Origin of the sequence: Brumimicrobium aurantiacum, assembly GCF_003402975.1 — a bacterium.
Classification (GTDB): Bacteria; Bacteroidota; Bacteroidia; order Flavobacteriales_D; family Crocinitomicaceae; genus Brumimicrobium; species Brumimicrobium aurantiacum.
In genome coordinates this window covers 1-20044 of the sequence record NZ_QURB01000008.1, presented here as the reverse complement: position 1 = coordinate 20044, position 20044 = coordinate 1, and the positions used below count along the sequence as shown (strand labels likewise).

Genomic DNA, 20044 nt, shown 5'->3' with positions numbered 1-20044 from the left:
CAAACTAATATTATGACGATAAAAGAAATCAATAGGTTGTTCCTAATTTAAAAAAAATGAAAAAAATCATTTAACAGTACTTTGCAATTCTCATTTTTCATTCCATTATATTAACCCTAGCTTTGAAACTTAATCAAATTATTATTTTATGAAAATTACAACATTAATTTTAGCAATCGCATTATCAACAGGAGCTACAACTGCTTTGAGTCAAAATACGGGAACACCAATGCCTCAACCACAACAGCAAACAACAACTGTTTCAGATAGTGAATTGGAAAAATTTGCAACAATCTATGTTGATGTTCAAGAAAAAAGTCAGGAAATGCAACAAAACGCAGCTAAAATCATTCAAGAAGAAGGTATGGAATTGGAGCGTTTTAATGAATTAGCTCAGGCCAATAAAAATCCAAATAAAGAAGCTGATGCCACAGAAAAAGAATCAAAACAATTAACGAAAATCAATACAAAAATTCAGAAAATTCAAACGGAATTTCAAGCGAAGGTTGCTGAAATGATTCAAGAAGAGGGATTAACGGTTAAACGATACCAAGAAGTTTTCGCTGCATTGCAACAAGACAAAAGTTTACAAGAAAAATTTGGTGCAATGATTCAAGGCTAGATTTATAAAAAATGAAGAGACAGAGATAGATTTCAATTTATCTCTGTTTTTTTTATCTTAATGTTGAAGATTTAGTACGGAATAACTATATTTAATAAAAATTAGAAATCATGAATGCACCTTTTAACTTATTCAAATGGATTGAAGACAATAGAGATTTGTTGAAACCACCAGTCGGGAACAAAAATCTTTACGTTAAAGCAGGTGATTTTATTGTAATGGTTGTTGGAGGACCAAATTCAAGAAAAGATTATCATTACAACGAATCGGAAGAGTTATTTTTTCAATTAGAAGGAAACATCACTGTTAAGATTCAAGAAAACGGAAAATCAAAAGACATCGAAATTAAGGAAGGTGAGATGTTTCTACTACCAGCAAGAATTCCACACTCTCCAATACGTGGTGAAAACACTGTTGGTTTGGTCATTGAAAGAGTTCGAAAAGGCACGAATCTGATTGATGGATTAATGTGGTTTTGTGAATCTTGCAACCACCCTTTAAAAACATACAAATTCAAACTTGAGAATATAGAAAAAGACTTTCTACCTCGATTTAAGGAGTTTTATAGTTCAGAAGAGCATAGAACATGTGATAATTGTGGAAAGATCATGGAAGTTGATGAACGATTTATTTAGGATTCATTAAATAATTTACTGCCTTGAATACCGAGTTAATTGGTTTTTTCGACATCATAGTTGGCTTTAGTTGGCTTGTGATTCTATTGTCTTCATTTTGGGTCGTACGACTGTTTAAAAACGACATTTCACATTACAAACTCTTCTTTCCTGCTATGGCGTTCAAGTTAGGTTTTGCAGTGATATTTGCATTAACTTACGTATTGGTTCTTGGAGGTGGAGACACAACAGCTTATTGGGGAGGTGCTGTAAAGCTCAATCAACTTTTTTACGATAGTCCAAGCGCATACTTTGCTGAAATGTGGCAAGTACCATCTTCAGAAACCATTCGCATCAACTTTAATTCACGTACTGGTTATCCTCCATCATGGATATATAGTGAACCAGAAAGTTTCTTTGTTTGTAAAATACTTTCTTTTTTCAGTTTTGCTTCTTTCAACAGTTACCTTGCAATGTCAGTAATGTCGGCCTCTGTAGTTGGGATAACTTCATGGAAGCTTTATGAACTCGTCAAAGATTTCACATTTTGTAAACATTGGATACTAGCCACAGCAACCTTATTTATTCCAACAGTAGCTTTTTGGTGTTCTGGTGTTTCAAAAGACACTTTTGTTTTAGCGGCTTTTCAAACCATAGTTTACATCTCTTTTGCCATGATTATCAAAGGGAAATCCTTTAGTTTCAAATACTTTATCCTTTTGGCCATTTCAATTTTGTTTTTGTTTAAAATGCGTGACTTTATGTTGGTAGCCATTGGTGTTCCTTTAGCCACGGTATTAATGCAAAGATTCATTAAGAAAATTAAAGATAATACTGTGCTTTTATGGTCAATGAGATTCTTCTTTGGAATCGTTATTATCGGATTTTCTGCAGTTTACTTGCAAGTAATGGCCGCTCAACTCGCAGAAAATGCCTACCTCGAAGAACTCGCAGTTATACAACAGGATTTTGCTAATAATAAACTTTATACCGGACCTCGTTATGACCTTGGAGTGACAGACTATACTCCATTTGGCATTATAAAAGCGATACCTATCTCCATTTTCACGGCATTTTACAGGCCTTTTCCCTGGGAAGCCAGCAGTGCTTTTCTTATGCTAAGTGCTTTTGAAGGATTGCTGCTTATCGCTTTAACATATGGTTTCTTTTTCAGGTCTGGAGGATTCCGCAAACACCTAAAATTCGTAAGGTCTCAAGAGTTCTTGATTTTTGCACTTCTATTTTCACTGATCTTAGGATTCTTTGCAGGATTTACATCTGGACTATTCAATGTATTGATAAGATTTAAAGCGCCCTTTATGGCATTTATTATCATCTTTTTTGCTTCTAGACCCGCAAAATCAAATGAAATCACGGAAGCAAATAAACATTAACGGTAATAACAAATATCTGGATTTCCTAAAGAGAAAGTAAGCATCACCCCAAACATGGAATACCAATCTTTGGTTTCTGCATTACCACGCTGTCCAGTCATCTGAATATCTGAAGGCGAACGATCAGATAGAACTGCTGCAATATTTCCATTTTGCTCTGCCAATTCTGTTCTGTTCAAATAAACTCCTTTACCTACATCATCTAAATAATCTGTAAATGTTTTTCTAATTCCATATTCTAATGAAAATGCAGCCCTTTCACCTAAGTTAATTTTAAAACCAACTCCAAAAGGAACGACAAGTTGCGTTAATGAATAGGAATTTTTCTCTGTTAAATCACTGTTCTGACCTTCGGTTCCAATTGTTTGCAACTCTACCATTTCACCATTATATTCTGTTTGAGGATTCATTTTAAATAATCCAATGTCAATAAACATATATGGTGTAAAAAAGTAGTCTTTATTCCCTAGTTTATAATTTAAATAATTGAATTCTAACCCTCCAGTAACTTCATAAAGTGGTGACTCAAAAGAAAGGTTTCTTGCTATTTGATCTGGTCTTTCAGATTCAGAATCGTAGGCCTCAACTCTACCATATCTTAGAGAAGTTCGCAACTCTAATCTGGAATTAACATGGTACCTGTAGATTAATCCAAAAGAAAGATTCGTATTTTTAAAGTGATCATATTTATTTAAATCTCCAATATAGTAGCTACCACCAACGATGACACCGATAGACGATTTCGAACGAAAGTTTTCGAGTTGGGCATTCACTTGATTTGCTCCAAACAAAATCAAGCCAATAAGAATTACTAATTTAAATTTAGTCATCACAGGGAACAAATAAACGTCAAAAATAAGGAATTATTGCGTATAATAAATACGCATGGTACATACTCTTCTCTCTTCTAGTGCAAAGAAAAAGACAAACGATTTGAAAGAAAAGAATAAAAGCTTAGATATTTAAATAGAAGTAAGCGGTTACTCACTATTCATTACGTTGATCAATTCCCCACATCATTTTCTCACGTATTGTTTTAAAGAATCCATTTTCTTTAAATTTCACCACATTAATTGTGAAGTTAGCTTTAAAGAGTTTTATTTCTGTTCCATTCTTCACCGGCTTCGAATGAGAATCTAAGGTTAATAAAAAGTTTCTATCTCTACCTACCGCTTTTAATGTAATTGGAATATGATCTGGAACAACCACAGGACGAACATTTAAATTGTGTGCTGCAATTGGCGTTAAGAAATGTACAGCACATCCAGGACTCATAATTGGTCCACCACAACTTAAACTATACGCGGTTGATCCTGTAGGTGTCCCTACCAATAATCCATCCGCCCAGTAAGAGTTCAGGTATTCACCTCCTAAATAGGCCTCAACAGTAATCATTGAAGCGGTATCTTTTTTATGAACAGCCAATTCATTTAAAGCTAAGTTTCTATCGCCAAAGATATTCTCTTCAGTTTCCACTTGAATTAATGAACGTTCTTGAAAAATATAATCCTTCTTCGTTATTTTATCCAGTGTTTTTTCAAAATCAGCTGTATTTGTATCAGCTAAAAAACCCAATCGACCAGTATTAATCCCTAAGATAGGTACACCACTCGATCTCACATAACTCACACATTTCAAGAATGTACCATCTCCACCGATACTAATGGCCATATCAATTCCTGAGATAAAATCTTTATGACTATTAAAAGTATCGAACCCATCTTTCAAACCAATTTGGCTTTTCAATTGAAGGTAGAATTCTTCTTCAATAATTGGGTTCCAATTTAAGTCATCCATTTGCTTGAAGAATTTATTAAAAAATAAAACTTCATGCTTCAATATTTTACGAGAATATACGGCTACATTCATAAATCAGATGTTCAAATAATTCATTAATTCATCATAACGATCTTTTAAATCATCATGATAACTATCACGCTGGAAACTTGCTTTCACATGAAAATCATAGCGTTCTAATGCTCTTATCACGCGTCCCAATTCCAACTGATTAATTTTTAGCGTGAGCTCCAGCTTTTTGGACGTTGGCTTAGAAGTGATGAAAGAACTTAAAATTTTAGCATTCTCACTTTCTATAATTTGAGAAATATGCGTTAATGAATAATCAGTATCACTCATTTCAAGAACAATAATTCCTCCCGCTTCTTTAATACTTCCTGTAGCAGCAATATTTTGCATCAATTTGGCTACACTAATGTTTCCAAGATAATTTTCTTCTACATCTAAAACTGGAATAACAGAAAGTCGGTCAATTGAAGCGATACTTAAAACCTCATAAATATGCGAACTGTCCTTAGCATAAGAACGCGGTAAATGAATGAATAATTCGTCCAAGGTTTGGGTTAAATCAGATTTATCTAACAAATCATCTTCAGAAACTAAACCTACAAAACAGTCTCCTTTAAGCACCGAAAGATGATTCACCTTGAATTCTTCCATCCAAAGTAAAGCAGTTTCCCCAGTATCCGTGTGTTTCAACGGTGGAATTTCTTCTGTTATTAAATCTATTGCTATCATTATAAAGACCAAAGTAGTAATTCTGCGTTAATGTATATAACTTTGTTGTAAAAATTAATGGTATTATGACAAAACTAAGCGTTAATATTAATAAAATAGCAACCATTCGAAATGCTAGAGGTGGGAATATTCCAAATGTAACTCAAGTAGCAATTGACTGTGAAAAATTTGGGGCTCAAGGCATTACTATTCACCCACGTCCTGACGAACGTCATATTACAACTCAAGATGTGTACGATTTACATAAAGTTGTCACAACAGAATATAATATCGAAGGGTATCCAAATGAGCGTTTCATGAAACTTATTGAGGAAACACGACCAACCCAAGCCACTTTAGTCCCTGATGGGCCAGATGTTTTAACTTCAAATGCTGGGTGGGACACCATTAAACACAAAGAATTCTTAACAGATACCTGTAGACAGTTGAATGAATGGGGAGTTCGATCTTCGATATTTATTGATACCGATTTGAATAACATGAAAGGTGCAAAAGAAGTAGGTACTGATCGTATTGAATTTTATACTGGACCATACGCTGATCATTTTGATGAAAACAAAGAAAATGCAGTAAAAGAATACACCGAAGCAGCACAACTTGCGAATGAATTAGGAATTGGAATTAATGCTGGACATGATTTAAATCTTGATAACTTAAAATTCTTTAAAGATGCTGTTCCAAATCTTGCTGAGGTAAGTATCGGACATGCACTAATTGCTGATGCATTGTATTTTGGACTAGAAAAAACGATTGAAAAATATTTAGAATTACTTAAATAGATGGAATTACATTATAAACAATTTGGTGAAGGAAAGGCATTTGTAATCTTGCACGGACTTTTTGGTTCGTCGGATAATTGGCAAACACATGGAAAGAAAATTGCTGAATATTTTGATGTTTACCTCGTAGATCAAAGAAATCATGGTGAATCTGGTTGGAGTGACGATTTCAACTATGATATTATGGCAGACGATTTATATAATTTTTTAAACGAACACCAACTCGATGAAATTGTATTGATGGGACACTCAATGGGTGGAAAAACAGCATTACGTTTTGCGCAAAAACACCCTGAAATGATCGATAAATTAATTATTGTAGATATGGGAGTAAAAGAATATCCCATTACGCACGACACGATAATTGAAGGGCTAAAATCAATCGATTTATCTGTAATCGACTCAAGAAGTGGCGCCGCCAAACAATTAGAAAAATACATTGACAATAAATCTATTCGCCAGTTTTTATTGAAGAACTTATATTGGAAAGAAAAAGGTCAGCTGGCATGGAGTATAAACCTCAAGGTTTTAGAAGAGAAATTACCTGAGGTTGTGAAAGCGCTTCCTAAAAAAGAAACAATGTTGGATACTTTATTTATTTCTGGTGGACAATCGGACTACGTTTTAGCCGAGGACCAAGATTCCATTAGAGAATTGTTTCCATTGGCTGATTTTCACACCATTGAAAGAGCTGGCCACTGGATACATGCCGAAGCACCTGAAGAGTTTATAGAAGAGGTTTTAGGATTTGCTTTAAGATAAAATATTAAAAAAATATTGAACATAAAAAAAACCCGCTTTCAAAATGAGAGCGGGCTTTTTTAATATCTAATTCATCAGTTATTCTTCACTTGCTGTATAATCCATTCTTACAACTTCACCTTCCGTACGACGGTTATATTGGTGTAGTTTCTCGAATGTTTCTTTATCAGATGTTTTAAATTGATTGATGTAAGTTTCAGTCAACTCAACAGCTTCAAATTCACCTTCAGGTTTTTTAGCATAATATTTACCATCTTGCAAGAAAACAATTCTAGGTGCACTTTCACCTTTTCCTTCTGGGATTAATCTTTCTGGATCAACACCTTTTTCATTCACTAGGTAATTGATACAAGATTGAGCTCTTCTTTTTGCCAAGCTTGCATTTGAACTTGCTCTACCTCTCGCATCTGTATGAGATACAAGTTTAAGCACCATTCCTGGATACTCCTCAAGCATTTCATAAACATAGTTCAACGAATCTTTTGAATTAATCTCTCCTTCTATTACTTGAAGTTTAGCAGATCCTAAAGCGTAACGTACCTCTGGAAGTACAATTGGTCTTTTTGGTAGCATACTCATCTCAAGGATAAAGTTTTGGTCATAAGACAATCCAATTGTTGAGAATTCCTCAACAACATCACTTGGATGGAATCCTTCTAATGGAAGAATCTTTACCATATAATCTTTATCTTCATTAATGAAACGGTCTCCATCAGGCTTTCTATCCCAGAAGATTTCACCATATTCATTAGTAGTTCCTTCGTAGAATACAGTATCACCAGGCTCTTCACCTTCTTCAACCTCACTAGGAAGTTCAATAATTTGAACAGTTGCTCCATCTACTCTTTCAGCACCACCAACTTCTGTTACAATAACCTTCAAGTCAAATACGTTTGGTGGCAATAAGTAAGACCAGATGTCTGGTAAACCTTTTGTTCCTTTAGAACCTTTTCTGTTTGATGTGAAGTAACCATTTTTTTCATCAACTTCAACTAACTGGTAATCGTTAGCATCAGAGTTAATTGGTGTACCCATATTTTCTGGTTCACCAAATTTCATTTTACCTTCTAATTTTGGAGATTGAAAAATATCTAAACCACCTAATCCAATGTGACCGTTTGAGGCGAATAATAAATCACCTTCTAATGAAAATGTTGGGAAAAGCTCATCACCTGGTGAGTTAACTTCTGGACCTAGGTTAACTGGAGTTGACCAAGAATCCTCTCTTCTTTGATATTCAGAATACCATAAGTCTTTTCCTCCTTCACCTCCTGGCATATCTGAAGAAAAAATCAAAATTGAACCATCTTCGTTTGGTAATGGGTGACCAACACTAATTGAATCCGCAACACCTAAAATAACACGAGTAGGAACTCCAAAGCTTCTACCTTTTTTCTCAGCTTTCCAAATTTGACAAGCCAAATGCTTTTTAAACTCTGAAGGACATCTTGTGATGTATACCGTTCTGAATCGACCATCCATTGCGATTGTACCTTCATTGAATTCACTATTTAAGCTATCGCCTTCAAATAGTTTTGGCTCTGTCCAGTTTCCTGAACGATCAATTTCTGCTTCCCAAATATTGAAAAACCCTTCTCCTGTAATTGGATCTTTTCCTGAAGATGTTTCAGATGGTCTTGTAGAACCGAAAGCAACAACATTTCCACGACGACTCGAGATGATTGGCGCCATATCTAAACCTTCTGTGTTAATTTTCAACTCAGATTTAACAGTGTATCTTGTTCTGTTATCTTTCATTACAACTGCATCCTCTAATGATTCAAGTGCATTCAAAACCTGTTTATCATTAGGAACTAAAGCTAAAAACTCTTCATAATTTTCTCTTGCTTTGTCGTATTCACCTTTAACTTTATAATTGTTTCCAATTCTAAAATACACATAAGGATTTTGCTCATAGTGTTTTAAATCAATAGCACGCTGATACCAATCTACTGATTTATCTAAGTCATACGCCATATCAAATGAATACCCCGCTTTATAAGCCAATTCAGACTTCAAAGCCAATGCTTTTGCATTTTTAGGAGAAATTCGTTCATACGCTTTAACAGTAAGTTTTGCGGCTTCGTAATACTTTCCGCTTTTAAAAGCAGCATCCGCCTTGTACACTGCAGCTGGCTGTGCAAACACCAAAGCTGAAATGAATAATGAAATTAATAGTAAACAGTTTTTCATAAAAGCAATATTTAACATGTTATTTTCTCGAAAGAAAGTAATTTAAAAATTTAAACACAAGTATTCATTCAAAATTCACACTTGATTTCATAATAATCTTCTAAAATTAATATTTTTTGTCTAAAAATCGGTCGGAACGCTCTTTTTTTAGCAGAACAAATAATTACACACCTCATTTACAGACACTTATTCTCATACAAATAAAAATCAATTCTAAACCTGAACAACATCTAAGCTTTATCACGAGCTGAAAGATAAACTTCCCATTTCTCTAAAACAGCTGAAAAATCATCCGGTAAGTCTGATTCGAATCGCATAAATTCTTTTGTTTTAGGATGTACAAACCCCAAAGTCTTTGCATGTAAAGCTTGACCAGTAAGTAAAGCAAAATTGTTCATCACAAATTGTTTATACTTCGTAAAAGTTGTTCCTTTTAGCACTTTATTTCCGCCATACTCTAAATCATTAAATAAAGTATGTCCTATATATTTCATGTGCGCACGAATTTGATGAGTTCTTCCAGTTTCTAATTTACACTCAATTAATGTAACATAACCATAACGTCGCAACACTTTGTAATTGGTAACTGCGTGTTTTCCATAATCTCCATCAGGAAAGACAGTCATCAACTTCCTATCTTTTAAGGAGCGCCCAAGATTACCAGTAATCGTTCCTTCATCTTCTTTTACATCACCCCAAACCAACGCATGATACCTCCTTTCCGTAGTACGGTCGAAAAATTGCTTTGATAAGTTTGTTAAAGCATCTTCTGTTTTTGCTATTACCATCAATCCTGTGGTGTGCTTATCTAATCGATGAACAAGTCCTGGACGACCATAATAATCATCTGGCTTGGTTGGCAATTGATCAATATGATGAATTAAAGCATTTACCAATGTTCCAGAATAGTTACCATAACCAGGATGAACAACCATATTTGCAGGTTTATTTACCACAATTACGGTATCATCTTCATAGTGAATATCCAATGGAATATCCTCAGGAATTAATTCTATTTCTCGCACAGGGTAAGGCATCACAATAGAAACCTCATCTTCTGGCTTAATCTTATAATTTTGTTTTACCGCTTTATTATTCACCAAAATGTTTCCATTTTTGGCTGCGTTTTGAATCTTATTTCTTGATGTATTTGCCAAACGATCCATCAGAAACTTATCTACACGAAGTACTTCTTGACCTTTGTCTGCAATAAACTTGTGGTGTTCGTATAACTCCTCGTTTTGCGTTTCTTCGATATTCTCGTTTTGTTCTTCTTCTTTCATCCTTAATGAACTACCAGTTTCTTTGTTTTTATCACCTGACCTTTTTCTAAGCGATTGATTAAATAAATTCCATTTTCGACATTTGAAATATCAATTTGTGTCGTCGATGAAAATTGTTTGAGTAATCGACCATTTAGATCTCTCATCTCAAAAGTTGTAGATTGAGTAATATTTTCTCCTTCAATATTTAATATTTCATGGGCTGGATTAGGGTACAATAAAAACGCTTGATCAACTTTTTCTATTTCATTGGTTTTTATTCCTAATTGATAATCCATTTTACTCGTCACTACAGGACGCATCATCACAGCACCTGCAAAACTAGAATTATTCCAACTTCCTCCTCCATCGATGCTCCAAAAAATCTTATCTGAATGATCATTATTTACATCAAAGCCAATATTCAATCTTTCTGTCTCAATTTGACGCATACCAATATAAAATGTCTCTCCTACTCCAATTTTCGAAGAATCTGGAAAGAAATAAGACTTAAATCTATTTCTACCACTTTTATAAACTGGTGTACGAGGATAGAAGAACTCATCTTCAAAAAGTAAATCTCCTGGTTCTCCATTATTATCGTCCCACACAGAAAGTAAAAACAAGTTATTCGAAACATCTACGACAGAAGGAACAAAGTGAATTTGAATTGCGACTAATGAATCTTCTTGATAAGCATTAAATTTATAAGCCAATAATCCTTGCTCCCCTGTCACTCCATAAGCCTTCTCCGCTGTACCGTCATCATAAGCATAGTAGTTTTCAAAGACTTGCCTACCAAAAGTAGTATCATTAATTGGGTCATTTGGAAACTGTGCACTCGCAATTCCCTCATAGTCAAAGTGAGCTAAGGTATCATTTGACAATGTAGGATCGTATTCATATCCAGTAGAGAAATCATGTAAACTGGAGTATGTTGTTCGCGGCTCATAGTTAATATTCCCCCCTGACAAAGTCGATGCATTTAAAGTAAATGATCCTTCTAAACTACCATCATAGTAAACATTTACTTGTCCATTTTGATTGTTTTCTGTTAACTCACTCCCATTTCGCACCGTCACTTCAACTTCACCCCCCATTTTTCCTGAAGGATTGTTACGGTAATGCTTCCATGGAACACTGATGTATTCATCAAGTAAAGAGGATATAGGATAAACGATGGCAAAATCCTTAAACAAAGTATCTTGGTATCCAGATAGCGGTCTTAGATTTACATAATCAATATGAAAATGATCTAAAGCCCCAGCCATTGAACCATAATTCATGAATCTAAATTGAAATCCGTTTTGAAAATAATCTGGATTCGTCAATGCAACATGTCCAACTTTAAAATCAGTGTTTGGTGCTCCTTCAGCACGCCAAACACGTTGCCACAATTCAGTAACCGGTGAATAAAACTCTAAATACAGTGAATCATCACTTTCTGGAGCATCACCAAATCCTTCAGTTTGATATAAAAAACTAAAATACACAGAATCAGCTGGACTATTTGTAGACAAATCCAACGGTTTACTGTAAAGCGTATCTGCTGTTCCGTTTGTGGAAGTACTAAAATTGTATGGATATCCATATTCATCCAATCCATCAAAAGTCACGACTCCAAGTGACCAAGGATTTACTGCCATTCTGTAATTATGATAGGCTTGGTCATTTAACCACAGTTTTTCAGGATCATTGATGGCAGCAATAAAAATTCTTGCAGAATCTTGCACATATTCAGGATTGTTTCCCCAAACAGTATCTTGAGCATTTGGAGCACCTCCAATTGTATCATAAATGAAATAATTAGGATAAGCATAAGTTTGAATATGATTCGGCTCATAAACAGACAGGTCATCATATAGGAATCTTACTGAATCGAAGTAATAATATATCGTAGTATCTAGAGCAATATCATATTCCGAACGATAAGTCCTTGTATTTGTAAGTTTTGTTTCTGGATCTAAAGGAAGACTTGTTAGCTCATCTAACATTCTATAGAAAAGTTCTTCCGTCACATTGGCATCACCAAAATCAGCGTCATAGTTTTGGAATTTATTTCTCGAGAAATCATCGAAAAAAGGCAACGCAATCGTATCAGAAACATAATGAAAGGTACTGTCGAAACTATTGACCAAAGCTTTAGTTGGGATTTCTTTTACTTTATTAAACAAATCTGGATTTGCTGTTAAAGGTCCAACACCGTCTTGTGCAAATGTAAAAGAAGCGAAAAGGGTAAATAAAAGTATCTTAATGTGTTTCATGTTTGCTATTTTCCTAATTATTCTCCGTTTGCACCAGGAGATAAAAATATGGTAATTGTTGACCCTTCAGGTATCTGGCTGCTATCTGATGCAACAGGCGTTTGACGGGTAACTCTAGCTTGAAGACTATCACTTTTCGTTTCACAATTATTAAAAACAGCATACAATCTTAAACTAGAACTACTTGGAAAACGTTTTTCCGCTTCATTTATTGTAAGTCCATTAAGATTAGGGATAGACACCATTTCTCCTTGTGTTCTTTTTCCAACGGTTAATTCAATAACAGAGTTTATTGGCACTTGTTGGTTACTTTCGATACTTTTTCCTTTATACTTTTGAGAAATAACACTTCCTTGATCTTCGTTACTAGGAACAAAATTCACACGTGTTCTTAATCCTTTGGTCATTAAAATGGCTTCTGCGAAGCGGTGACTTTTACTCACAACAATTGGAACATTAACCAATCGAGAGCGTTTTGAAACCCTTACTTTCACGACGCGATTAGATTTAACTGAAAGTCCAGAAGAATCAGTTGGCATCGGATTTTGATAAATAACAGTTCCTTCAACTAGATTAGGATTGTAAATGGAATCCAATATTTCATATTCAATTTCTCTATCTCCAATTAAAGTTGAAATATCTTTAACATTATTTCCTAGAAGATTAGGCACTTCAATCTCCTCACCATGACGTGTATAACTATCAAAATAGCTAGTTGCTCCCCAAATAATTAAAAACCAAACCAACCCAAACATCAAAAAATTTAAAATGAATTTTCGACTAATAATAAAATTTCCTAGTTTCTTAATGAAGCCCATAATTACAATTGGAATAAATAATTAAACAAAACTAACTAAATTGTTTAAACTCTATTTAGTAATTAGCCAGGGAATGTCAAAAAATATCAAAAATTCACGTTTTTTAAACGTCTTTATATCATTGATTCAAGATGAAGGCAAATGATAACATTATGTTTTAGAATATGAAAAAAACTATTTCACAACGACTTTTACCACTTGCTCATTAAAATGGATGAAGTAAAGTCCACTTTTGAGTTCAATTTGATTTGAATTCCCAGAAAACACTATTTCACCAAGTACTGAAATTACTTTAAAGTTCTCCTTACCTTGGTATTGTATATTCAACATACCGTCTTCTGATGGATTAGGATAAACATTAATTGATTGTATTTTTTCGTCCAAAAGATTTAAAGTATTGATGACTACTTGCTGCGTTGAACTATCGCTTTGGCACCTCGCTTTGGTAAACATTTTCAGCTCATATGTTCCATTATCGAGATAGGTATGTGTTGCATTTTCTTGTGTCGATATTTGTCCATCTCCAAAATCCCAGTAATCAAAAGTGCCTTCTACAACATTTGGAGTCAAGCTAACCGTTTCTTCCACCAAAGTAAAATTGAAATCATTGTTATTTAAATTGGGTTTAAAATCCACTTGAACACTATCTACATCATAAACTACGTGATCGGCAACACCTTGGAGGTAATTTGCTTCAGCTGTATTCATCCCATTCGGCAAGTAATTATTTCCTGTAGAAACTGTTTCGAAAATCAAGTTGTTAAAAATACATGCCGCTAAATATGAACCTTTTATTGTGGGATGACTCCCATCACCCGTATACAAATCCCCAAACGAAACTACACCTGATGGATCTTGGTATACATGAGCAAATCCAATTCCGACGGGAGAAAGCATACCTTCTGCTTCACTCGCCATATGAGAATAGGCGTTAAACAAACGTGTGTTCATTTTTTGAAAGGTACTGATACTGTCCCACTGAGGATCACCATTTTGCCTTCCCCAAGTACCATAAAAAAGAGGTGTCGAACATTCATCATTTGAATAAATACTATCAACAAGAATTTCAGCAAAAGGATACACATTATTTTGAACATAATCGTATTCAAAAGATGGTTTCTGACTTTGGTCCTGAAGCACTACAAAATCCCATTTTTCTGATGCAATTTTATTTAATACAGTGGAATTTACGGCATGTTGACTCAATTGCGAACCTCCTGGTATATGCTGGTCTGTTGAAATCCCATTTCCTGCATCATTTGCCAATTCCGAAATCAATAGCGGAAGATTGTTGGCGCCTGTATAGCTGTTCCCAATAAAAAGCACTTTTTTATCACTTTGACTAAAACCATAAGAAAGACAAAGTACCATTATAAAACACAATATTTTTTTCATATCTATTCAATTTTTGGACATGAACGATTGAGCTTTACAACAAGTTGCTATTCTATGAAAAAGAGGAAGAAAATTCTGACCAATTGTCAATTTTCTTCCTCTTATAATATTTAATATAAGGCGAGTTAAGCCTTAAAATGTGATCTATAATTAATCTAGCTTACTGATGCGTTTTCTATAAACATCACCATTATCTGTTTTTACTTCAATCGAGTAAATACCATTTTCACCTTTTAGGTTAAATGAAAATTCTGATGAGTTTTGAATCTCCATTTCTTGAACAACTTTACCTGTCATTTCAACCACACGAATCGTTGCATGATTTACTTTATTTGGTAGGTTCACCATCACTTTTCCTTCAGTAGGATTTGGGTACACACTGATGTCTTCAAAATCATTTGTTTCAAGACCAACACTGTTCAAAGTGAAACAATCCGATGTATCTGCACAAGTTCCGTTACCGATAATCACTGCGTAAGATCCATTATTAGAAGGTTCAAAGGTTGAATTGTTTTCTCCTGCGATTTCAACATTACCTTCACCACAATCAATCCATTGATATGATTGATAACCTGTTGGTGCTTCTAAAGTACCTCCAAAATCAGCAATGGTAACATTCGTATTGATCTCTTGAATTGTAAGGTCAAGTGACATTAACGCATCACAAACCCCTGCACTTCCTTCCAAATGTGTATAATTTCCAGAACCTGTATATGTTTGTCCATTCACTGGCCATGTATAAGAATTACATGCTGTGACTACCGCATAATTTGGTGATGGAACAAGGTTTGGAGGTAAATCAAAGGCTTCCACCTGATCAGTTCTATCGTCTGTATTTCCTTGTTGTGCAGAAAAACCTAGACCTCTATCTGCAAACACCTTCCAAATCAGACATTCATTTGCACCATTATTGTTCAATTGATCTGCCAATAAAATTGCATCACGACCATCTACAAAACCTGGAGAACAAGGTTGAAGTTTCAGTCCATCAATCACCAATTGCATAGCAATATTATTTCCACCTGTTCCATAATAAACATCAGAATCAAAACCATATTTATCAATCAAAGCCCAATTTAGATCCCACAACATAGTAGCCCAAACAAATCCAATTCCATGTGGTTGTGAAATACCATTCACATTATTTGTTGCGGCAAACGTAATGTTATTTACCGACAAGTCTGTACTGTATGGCATAGGACGAATTCCTCCTCCAGTTACTGGCTCAGCAGTAGCATAAGTTCCAATTCCTCGAACATCCTCTGCTTGATCTCCCGGTTCAATTGTTAGCATTAATGCGAACCAATCTGACCAACCTTCACCCATTTGATCTTCATTGTATAAACAATTTGAAACTGAAGCTCCACCCGTCAAACGAGTAGAAATTCCATGACCATATTCGTGAGCAACAATTCCATTATCAAAATCTCCATCTTTATAGAAAGATCCTGTTGGGGATTGAAGTGTAACATTAACCGCTAAACCACTCTGAATTTGCATTATCAGGGTATTTCCATCAGTTGCAGAAATCATCACTGAAGGAATTCCAATATTCGGATTTGTCCCTCCCATCGAGATAACATTCCCTCCATTATTTACTACAATTACAGCAATAGCTCCTGCATTTTCAGCATTTTCTACCTTATCAGTAAAATTACAATTTCCTCTTTTAACCACTACAATTTTACCATTCAACATAGCTGCATTCACCGCCGGGCTACAAGCATCATTTATATCTGGGGTAGCGTCCTCAAAAAGTGCTAAGTTGGCAGTAATTGGGGTTGTTGTAATAGGAGGACCAAAACTAGCTGGTTCGGCATCATAAGTACCGCTCAAAATAGAAGGAGAATTTACGGTCATAATATCTGGTGATGACGAAGACCACAAATACATTTGCATTCTTGGATTATACCCATCTGGACCTGTCGCCATATTCGCATTATTCATTCCACCACCGTCTTGAGCTTGTGCATTTACGTAATCATCATCAAAACCTCCATTTGCATAATTGTTCTCTTGAAAATTTCCGCTCTCTTCGTTAAATCCATAGTGATACCAAACGTCATGCATTATATTATTCATATAAAACAAATTCGTTATGGCAGCATCTTGATAATCGATTGGAGACAGATTAAAGTCAAGTGGAAAATCGAAGTCAAGCGTACTTCCTCCTTCTGGAGTATGTCCAAAAGCATCAGTATCCGCTCTATCTTCGCTTGCATAAACATTGTTACCCTGTGCTGTTGTATATTCAGAACCAGTTAAACCGTCTGTATCGTGCCATCCAAAAGGAGAGGCTATTGAATCTGAAGGGTCAATTAATAATTGACGTGGGCCATGATTCGGACTTTCTAAAGGGATTGGAAAAACGTTATACCCTGCACCATTTCCAAACGATTGTTGTGGTGGCATTGGAAACATAAATTCCGATTTTGTATGTTGATGTCCCGCGTGAGAATGGTTATGAGTATTATCTTTCTCAAAATCACAACTCACCACCCAATCAGTTTGATCTAAGATCTCGCCTGTTTGAGCATCAACTCTTAAACTCCACCAATGTTTTTGATCCAATTGATAGATGTGTAAATCCCACGCGGCACGCATTGAGTTTTCATTTACTTTAAACAATTTCAACTGAACATCAATGGTTTCTACGGAAAGATCATTTGCTTCAAAAACAAAAGTATTGTTTTCTTTTTCTGATAACAATTTAAGGTCCCCAACATTATCGAGACCTAAATGATTTGCCGCCGCATGAATCGCTGCTGTTGGAGTAATCGTTGCTGTTGAGGTTTGTACTTTTGAAGCAAGATCTGAGACAAAGCCATTTGAAGCGAGAATTCCAAGATCCTCTTTGACAGCAACGACACTTATCGCATTATAAATTAAAACATCATTAAATGTTTGATGCAAATAATTAAATTCAATTCCAGTTTTTTCGTTGGTGTGATGATTAATTAACTTCCAACTAGAAACATCTGATTCAGAAAGTTGATGTTGTTTGGTGTTTTCTTGAAGTGTTTGTTGTAATAATTCGGATTTATCTTGACTTAAAGCTACAAAAGGCAAAGTCAAAACAAAAACGAAAATTTTAAAAAAATTTAATCGCATTTTAATGGGTTTTATAAGCATGGATTCCAAAAGTAACTTAAATAAGTGAATTTGGCAAATGTGTTGATTTATAGACTTTAGGCTTTAAGCAGTAAGCGATAGACAGTAGGCTTAAAGCAAATAGCCAACTACATAAAACTTTAAGCTACTTCCCAAACGAAAACACATACCGTAATCCCAACTCCGCATTTACATAATGTAACATTCTTGTTTCCATTGGAATATCTTTTAACATTTCACGATAATCCTCATCATTTTTCCACTCCAAGTATTTATACCTCATAAGTTGCATGCCATAACCCAAGGAAAAACTAAGATGCAAATCTTTGATTAAACGAAGATCAAAACCGAAAGACGCTGTTCCGAAAAAAGGCGTGGAATAGTAAAAACCAGAGCTGTTAAAAGTATAAGGATAGCCATTATTATACTCAGAATACTTTACATGGCTGTCTACAGGAAGGAAATAGGTTCCTTCCAATGACCCCGATAAAAAACCTTCTTTATAATTCGAAGTAACTTCACTCATTAACGACAGTCCAATAAAGGGGCTAAATCGTTTTTGATCATTTACAAAGTGATGCTCAAAGGTGAGTCCAAAATAGTGACCGTTATACAATCCATACCCATTATCAAGTCTCATATTAAAGGAGTTTGTATTATATAAGTATGCTAAGCTAAGATATGATACAGCTCTTTCAGATTGCTTAACGAGACCAATATCAATATCAGTTGAGTTAAGAATAATCCCGTAATTAGAGAAAATAGTAGTATAGAATCCATAATTTGCTTTTAAGGATAATTTAATGTCATTAATCTGTGTAAGTCCATTGGGAAGTATAAACAAAAATACTGTAAATATTAATATTCTCATCGCTTAACTACTTTAAAAGTTTTATTTTGATTGACAAAGGTGAGAATGTATATACCACTTGATAAGTTCGCAGTGTTCACTCTTGAATATCCCTTCTCAATCTCATAATTATCAATAATTTTTCCTTCAATAGACTTTAAAATCAACTCGTCTTTTTGAGGACTTTGTATAGAGATATGATTTTGAAATGGGTTAGGATGAACATTTAAAATAGTTTCATTATTTTCCTGATTATTCAATAATTGTTTTCTGTTCATACCTTCCTCAACTTCTTCTATATCATCTTGCTGAACCATTCCGGAGCTACAACTTTGTTGTTGTATCACATACCAAACAACAGGCAAATCATTACTTCCTGTATGGCTTACCGTAAGTTCAGGATATTCTAAAGTTATGCCCCAGACTCCATCTTTTTTATTGGTCTCAATACAGTCAGTTTTTATATACTGATTATTACTGTACCAATTAATTTGATACTCTGTATGTGTTTTAAGGTTTTTTACCCGTAAACGATCGCTATTTTTCACATCATTCCATTCAGTATCTCTTGGAGAATTGTTTACTACTCCGAAATCTTCATTATAACACAATGAACTGTAACTACTCCTCGTTTTCACATTAAAACTCCTGTTTTTTACATACCCTACTGCATTCTTTCTATCTGACGAAGTGTAGTATTGATGCTCTACTGAATATCTTTCGAACAACGAAGACTTTCTTTCAGCTATCCCCATCCCATGCTTCCAATCGCCCCAGCCATCACTCAAGGTACTAATCACATCATCCCCATTCATGTGGTTTTGGGCTCTAAAAGTGTTCTTCCAAAGTTCAATATAATTTGCAGTATGTTCCGCTCTACCATTCCATAAGTGAAACCCAGCAACTCCAGTGAAACCGAGGGTCATTTGCCTCTTCAAAAGTATTTTCATATTTTTATTCTCAGGTTTCATTTTTTCAATTTATGAAAATTATTTGGTTTTTTTGGCGTTAGGCTTTGAGCATTATGTTGTTTTCATTGATTATCATTCCTTTTTAGATTTTTTTCCAAATGAAAAATCATAGCGTAGGCTCAATTGCGCATTAGTATATAACAGGTTTCTAGATTGAATCGGCATACCTTCTAAAATTTCTCTATAATCTTCGTTTTCGTACCATTCTAAATACTTATATCGCATTACTTTTATGCCAAGGCCAAAATCCATGCTTAAATACAAGGTACTAATCAAACGAAAATCAAATCCAATTGACAATCCACCAAAAAAAGGAGTTCCATAATAGAATCCAGAAGCATTATAGTAATTAGGATAGAACCCATTGCCTTTAGAATAATTATTTCCGACAATAAAAGAAGAATCCGCAATAAACCCATTTTCATGATTGGAACTTATTTCACTCATAATAGTCACACCATAATAGGGTTTAAT

The 20044-nt window shown here is 34.6% G+C and carries 17 protein-coding genes; 5 read left to right on the top strand and 12 right to left on the bottom strand.

The window, feature by feature from the left end; genetic code table 11:
* Positions 1–148 precede the first annotated feature (148 nt).
* The 3 genes from DXU93_RS12065 (at position 149) to DXU93_RS12055 (ending at position 2630) form a co-directional block, all read left to right on the top strand.
* Complete coding sequence (locus tag DXU93_RS12065; protein ID WP_116881554.1) at positions 149–622, top strand: DUF4168 domain-containing protein; 474 nt, start codon at positions 149–151, stop codon at positions 620–622.
* A gap of 110 nt (positions 623–732) precedes the next feature.
* The gene (locus DXU93_RS12060) at positions 733–1257 is read left to right on the top strand and encodes a 3-hydroxyanthranilate 3,4-dioxygenase (protein WP_116881553.1); all 525 of its coding nucleotides are present in this window, start codon (positions 733–735) and stop codon (positions 1255–1257) included.
* Positions 1258–1280: 23 nt separating this feature from the next.
* Positions 1281–2630 carry a hypothetical protein gene (locus DXU93_RS12055; RefSeq protein WP_123776127.1) on the top strand — a complete coding sequence of 450 codons (1350 nt, stop codon included), beginning with the start codon at positions 1281–1283 and terminating at the stop codon, positions 2628–2630.
* Here DXU93_RS12055 and porG read toward each other — a convergent pair.
* From porG to DXU93_RS12040, 3 genes are all read right to left on the bottom strand, one after another.
* Positions 2627–3460, bottom strand: a complete 834-nt coding sequence (gene porG, locus DXU93_RS12050; protein WP_116881551.1) for a type IX secretion system protein PorG — start codon at positions 3458–3460, stop codon at positions 2627–2629. The two genes, DXU93_RS12055 and porG, sit on opposite strands and share 4 nt — an antisense overlap.
* Positions 3461–3617: 157 nt before the next feature.
* Positions 3618–4499 carry an NAD kinase gene (locus DXU93_RS12045; protein WP_116881550.1) on the bottom strand — a complete coding sequence of 294 codons (882 nt, stop codon included), beginning with the start codon at positions 4497–4499 and terminating at the stop codon, positions 3618–3620.
* Between the two features lie 3 nt (positions 4500–4502).
* Positions 4503–5165: a CBS domain-containing protein gene (locus DXU93_RS12040; protein WP_116881549.1), complete on the bottom strand. Its 663-nt coding sequence runs from the start codon at positions 5163–5165 to the stop codon at positions 4503–4505.
* 65 nt (positions 5166–5230) lie between these two features.
* Between DXU93_RS12040 and DXU93_RS12035 the strand changes: the two genes are divergently transcribed.
* Together DXU93_RS12035 and DXU93_RS12030 are read left to right on the top strand one after the other, a co-directional pair.
* Complete coding sequence (locus tag DXU93_RS12035) at positions 5231–5944, top strand: pyridoxine 5'-phosphate synthase (RefSeq protein WP_116881548.1); 714 nt, start codon at positions 5231–5233, stop codon at positions 5942–5944.
* Entirely contained in the window at positions 5945–6706 is a 762-nt protein-coding gene (locus DXU93_RS12030; protein WP_116881547.1) for an alpha/beta fold hydrolase, read from the top strand.
* A gap of 78 nt (positions 6707–6784) precedes the next feature.
* Here DXU93_RS12030 and DXU93_RS12025 read toward each other — a convergent pair whose 3' ends face one another.
* The 9 genes from DXU93_RS12025 to DXU93_RS11985 form a co-directional block, all read right to left on the bottom strand.
* Positions 6785–8899, bottom strand: coding sequence for an OmpA family protein (locus DXU93_RS12025; RefSeq protein WP_165851402.1), 2115 nt, complete (start codon positions 8897–8899; stop codon positions 6785–6787).
* Between the two features lie 230 nt (positions 8900–9129).
* The gene (locus DXU93_RS12020; protein WP_116881545.1) at positions 9130–10182 is read right to left on the bottom strand and encodes an RluA family pseudouridine synthase; all 1053 of its coding nucleotides are present in this window, start codon (positions 10180–10182) and stop codon (positions 9130–9132) included.
* Between the two features lie 2 nt (positions 10183–10184).
* Positions 10185–12425 carry a T9SS type A sorting domain-containing protein gene (locus tag DXU93_RS12015; protein ID WP_116881544.1) on the bottom strand — a complete coding sequence of 747 codons (2241 nt, stop codon included), beginning with the start codon at positions 12423–12425 and terminating at the stop codon, positions 10185–10187.
* A 17-nt stretch (positions 12426–12442) separates the two neighbouring features.
* On the bottom strand, positions 12443–13180 hold the full coding sequence (locus DXU93_RS12010) for a PASTA domain-containing protein (protein ID WP_165851401.1): 738 nt from the start codon (positions 13178–13180) through the stop codon (positions 12443–12445).
* 237 nt (positions 13181–13417) lie between these two features.
* Positions 13418–14638 carry a PKD domain-containing protein gene (locus DXU93_RS12005; protein ID WP_116881542.1) on the bottom strand — a complete coding sequence of 407 codons (1221 nt, stop codon included), beginning with the start codon at positions 14636–14638 and terminating at the stop codon, positions 13418–13420.
* Between the two features lie 150 nt (positions 14639–14788).
* A complete protein-coding gene (locus tag DXU93_RS12000; RefSeq protein WP_165851400.1) occupies positions 14789–17749 on the bottom strand; it encodes a T9SS-dependent M36 family metallopeptidase in 2961 nt (986 codons plus the stop codon).
* A 145-nt stretch (positions 17750–17894) separates the two neighbouring features.
* Positions 17895–18620, bottom strand: a complete 726-nt coding sequence (locus tag DXU93_RS11995; RefSeq protein WP_116881540.1) for a hypothetical protein — start codon at positions 18618–18620, stop codon at positions 17895–17897.
* Positions 18617–19549 carry a T9SS type A sorting domain-containing protein gene (locus DXU93_RS11990; protein WP_165851399.1) on the bottom strand — a complete coding sequence of 311 codons (933 nt, stop codon included), beginning with the start codon at positions 19547–19549 and terminating at the stop codon, positions 18617–18619. The genes DXU93_RS11995 and DXU93_RS11990 overlap by 4 nt, the downstream gene beginning before the upstream one ends.
* A 93-nt stretch (positions 19550–19642) precedes the next feature.
* The coding region (locus DXU93_RS11985) for a hypothetical protein (protein WP_205679267.1) at positions 19643–20044 on the bottom strand (402 nt) is incomplete at its 5' end.

Coding starts and splice junctions, on each gene's coding strand:
- DXU93_RS12045 (WP_116881550.1), bottom strand. CDS start 4,499: ATGAATGTAGCCGTATATTCTCGTAAAATATTGAAGCATGAAGTTTTA.
- DXU93_RS12060 (WP_116881553.1), top strand. CDS start 733: ATGAATGCACCTTTTAACTTATTCAAATGGATTGAAGACAATAGAGAT.
- DXU93_RS12000 (WP_165851400.1), bottom strand. CDS start 17,749: ATGCGATTAAATTTTTTTAAAATTTTCGTTTTTGTTTTGACTTTGCCT.
- DXU93_RS12030 (WP_116881547.1), top strand. CDS start 5,945: ATGGAATTACATTATAAACAATTTGGTGAAGGAAAGGCATTTGTAATC.
- DXU93_RS12065 (WP_116881554.1), top strand. CDS start 149: ATGAAAATTACAACATTAATTTTAGCAATCGCATTATCAACAGGAGCT.
- DXU93_RS12020 (WP_116881545.1), bottom strand. CDS start 10,182: ATGAAAGAAGAAGAACAAAACGAGAATATCGAAGAAACGCAAAACGAG.
- DXU93_RS11995 (WP_116881540.1), bottom strand. CDS start 18,620: ATGAGAATATTAATATTTACAGTATTTTTGTTTATACTTCCCAATGGA.
- DXU93_RS12005 (WP_116881542.1), bottom strand. CDS start 14,638: ATGAAAAAAATATTGTGTTTTATAATGGTACTTTGTCTTTCTTATGGT.
- DXU93_RS12035 (WP_116881548.1), top strand. CDS start 5,231: ATGACAAAACTAAGCGTTAATATTAATAAAATAGCAACCATTCGAAAT.
- porG (WP_116881551.1), bottom strand. CDS start 3,460: ATGACTAAATTTAAATTAGTAATTCTTATTGGCTTGATTTTGTTTGGA.
- DXU93_RS12040 (WP_116881549.1), bottom strand. CDS start 5,165: ATGATAGCAATAGATTTAATAACAGAAGAAATTCCACCGTTGAAACAC.
- DXU93_RS12015 (WP_116881544.1), bottom strand. CDS start 12,425: ATGAAACACATTAAGATACTTTTATTTACCCTTTTCGCTTCTTTTACA.
- DXU93_RS12010 (WP_165851401.1), bottom strand. CDS start 13,180: ATGTTTGGGTTGGTTTGGTTTTTAATTATTTGGGGAGCAACTAGCTAT.
- DXU93_RS12025 (WP_165851402.1), bottom strand. CDS start 8,899: ATGAAAAACTGTTTACTATTAATTTCATTATTCATTTCAGCTTTGGTG.
- DXU93_RS11990 (WP_165851399.1), bottom strand. CDS start 19,549: ATGAAAATACTTTTGAAGAGGCAAATGACCCTCGGTTTCACTGGAGTT.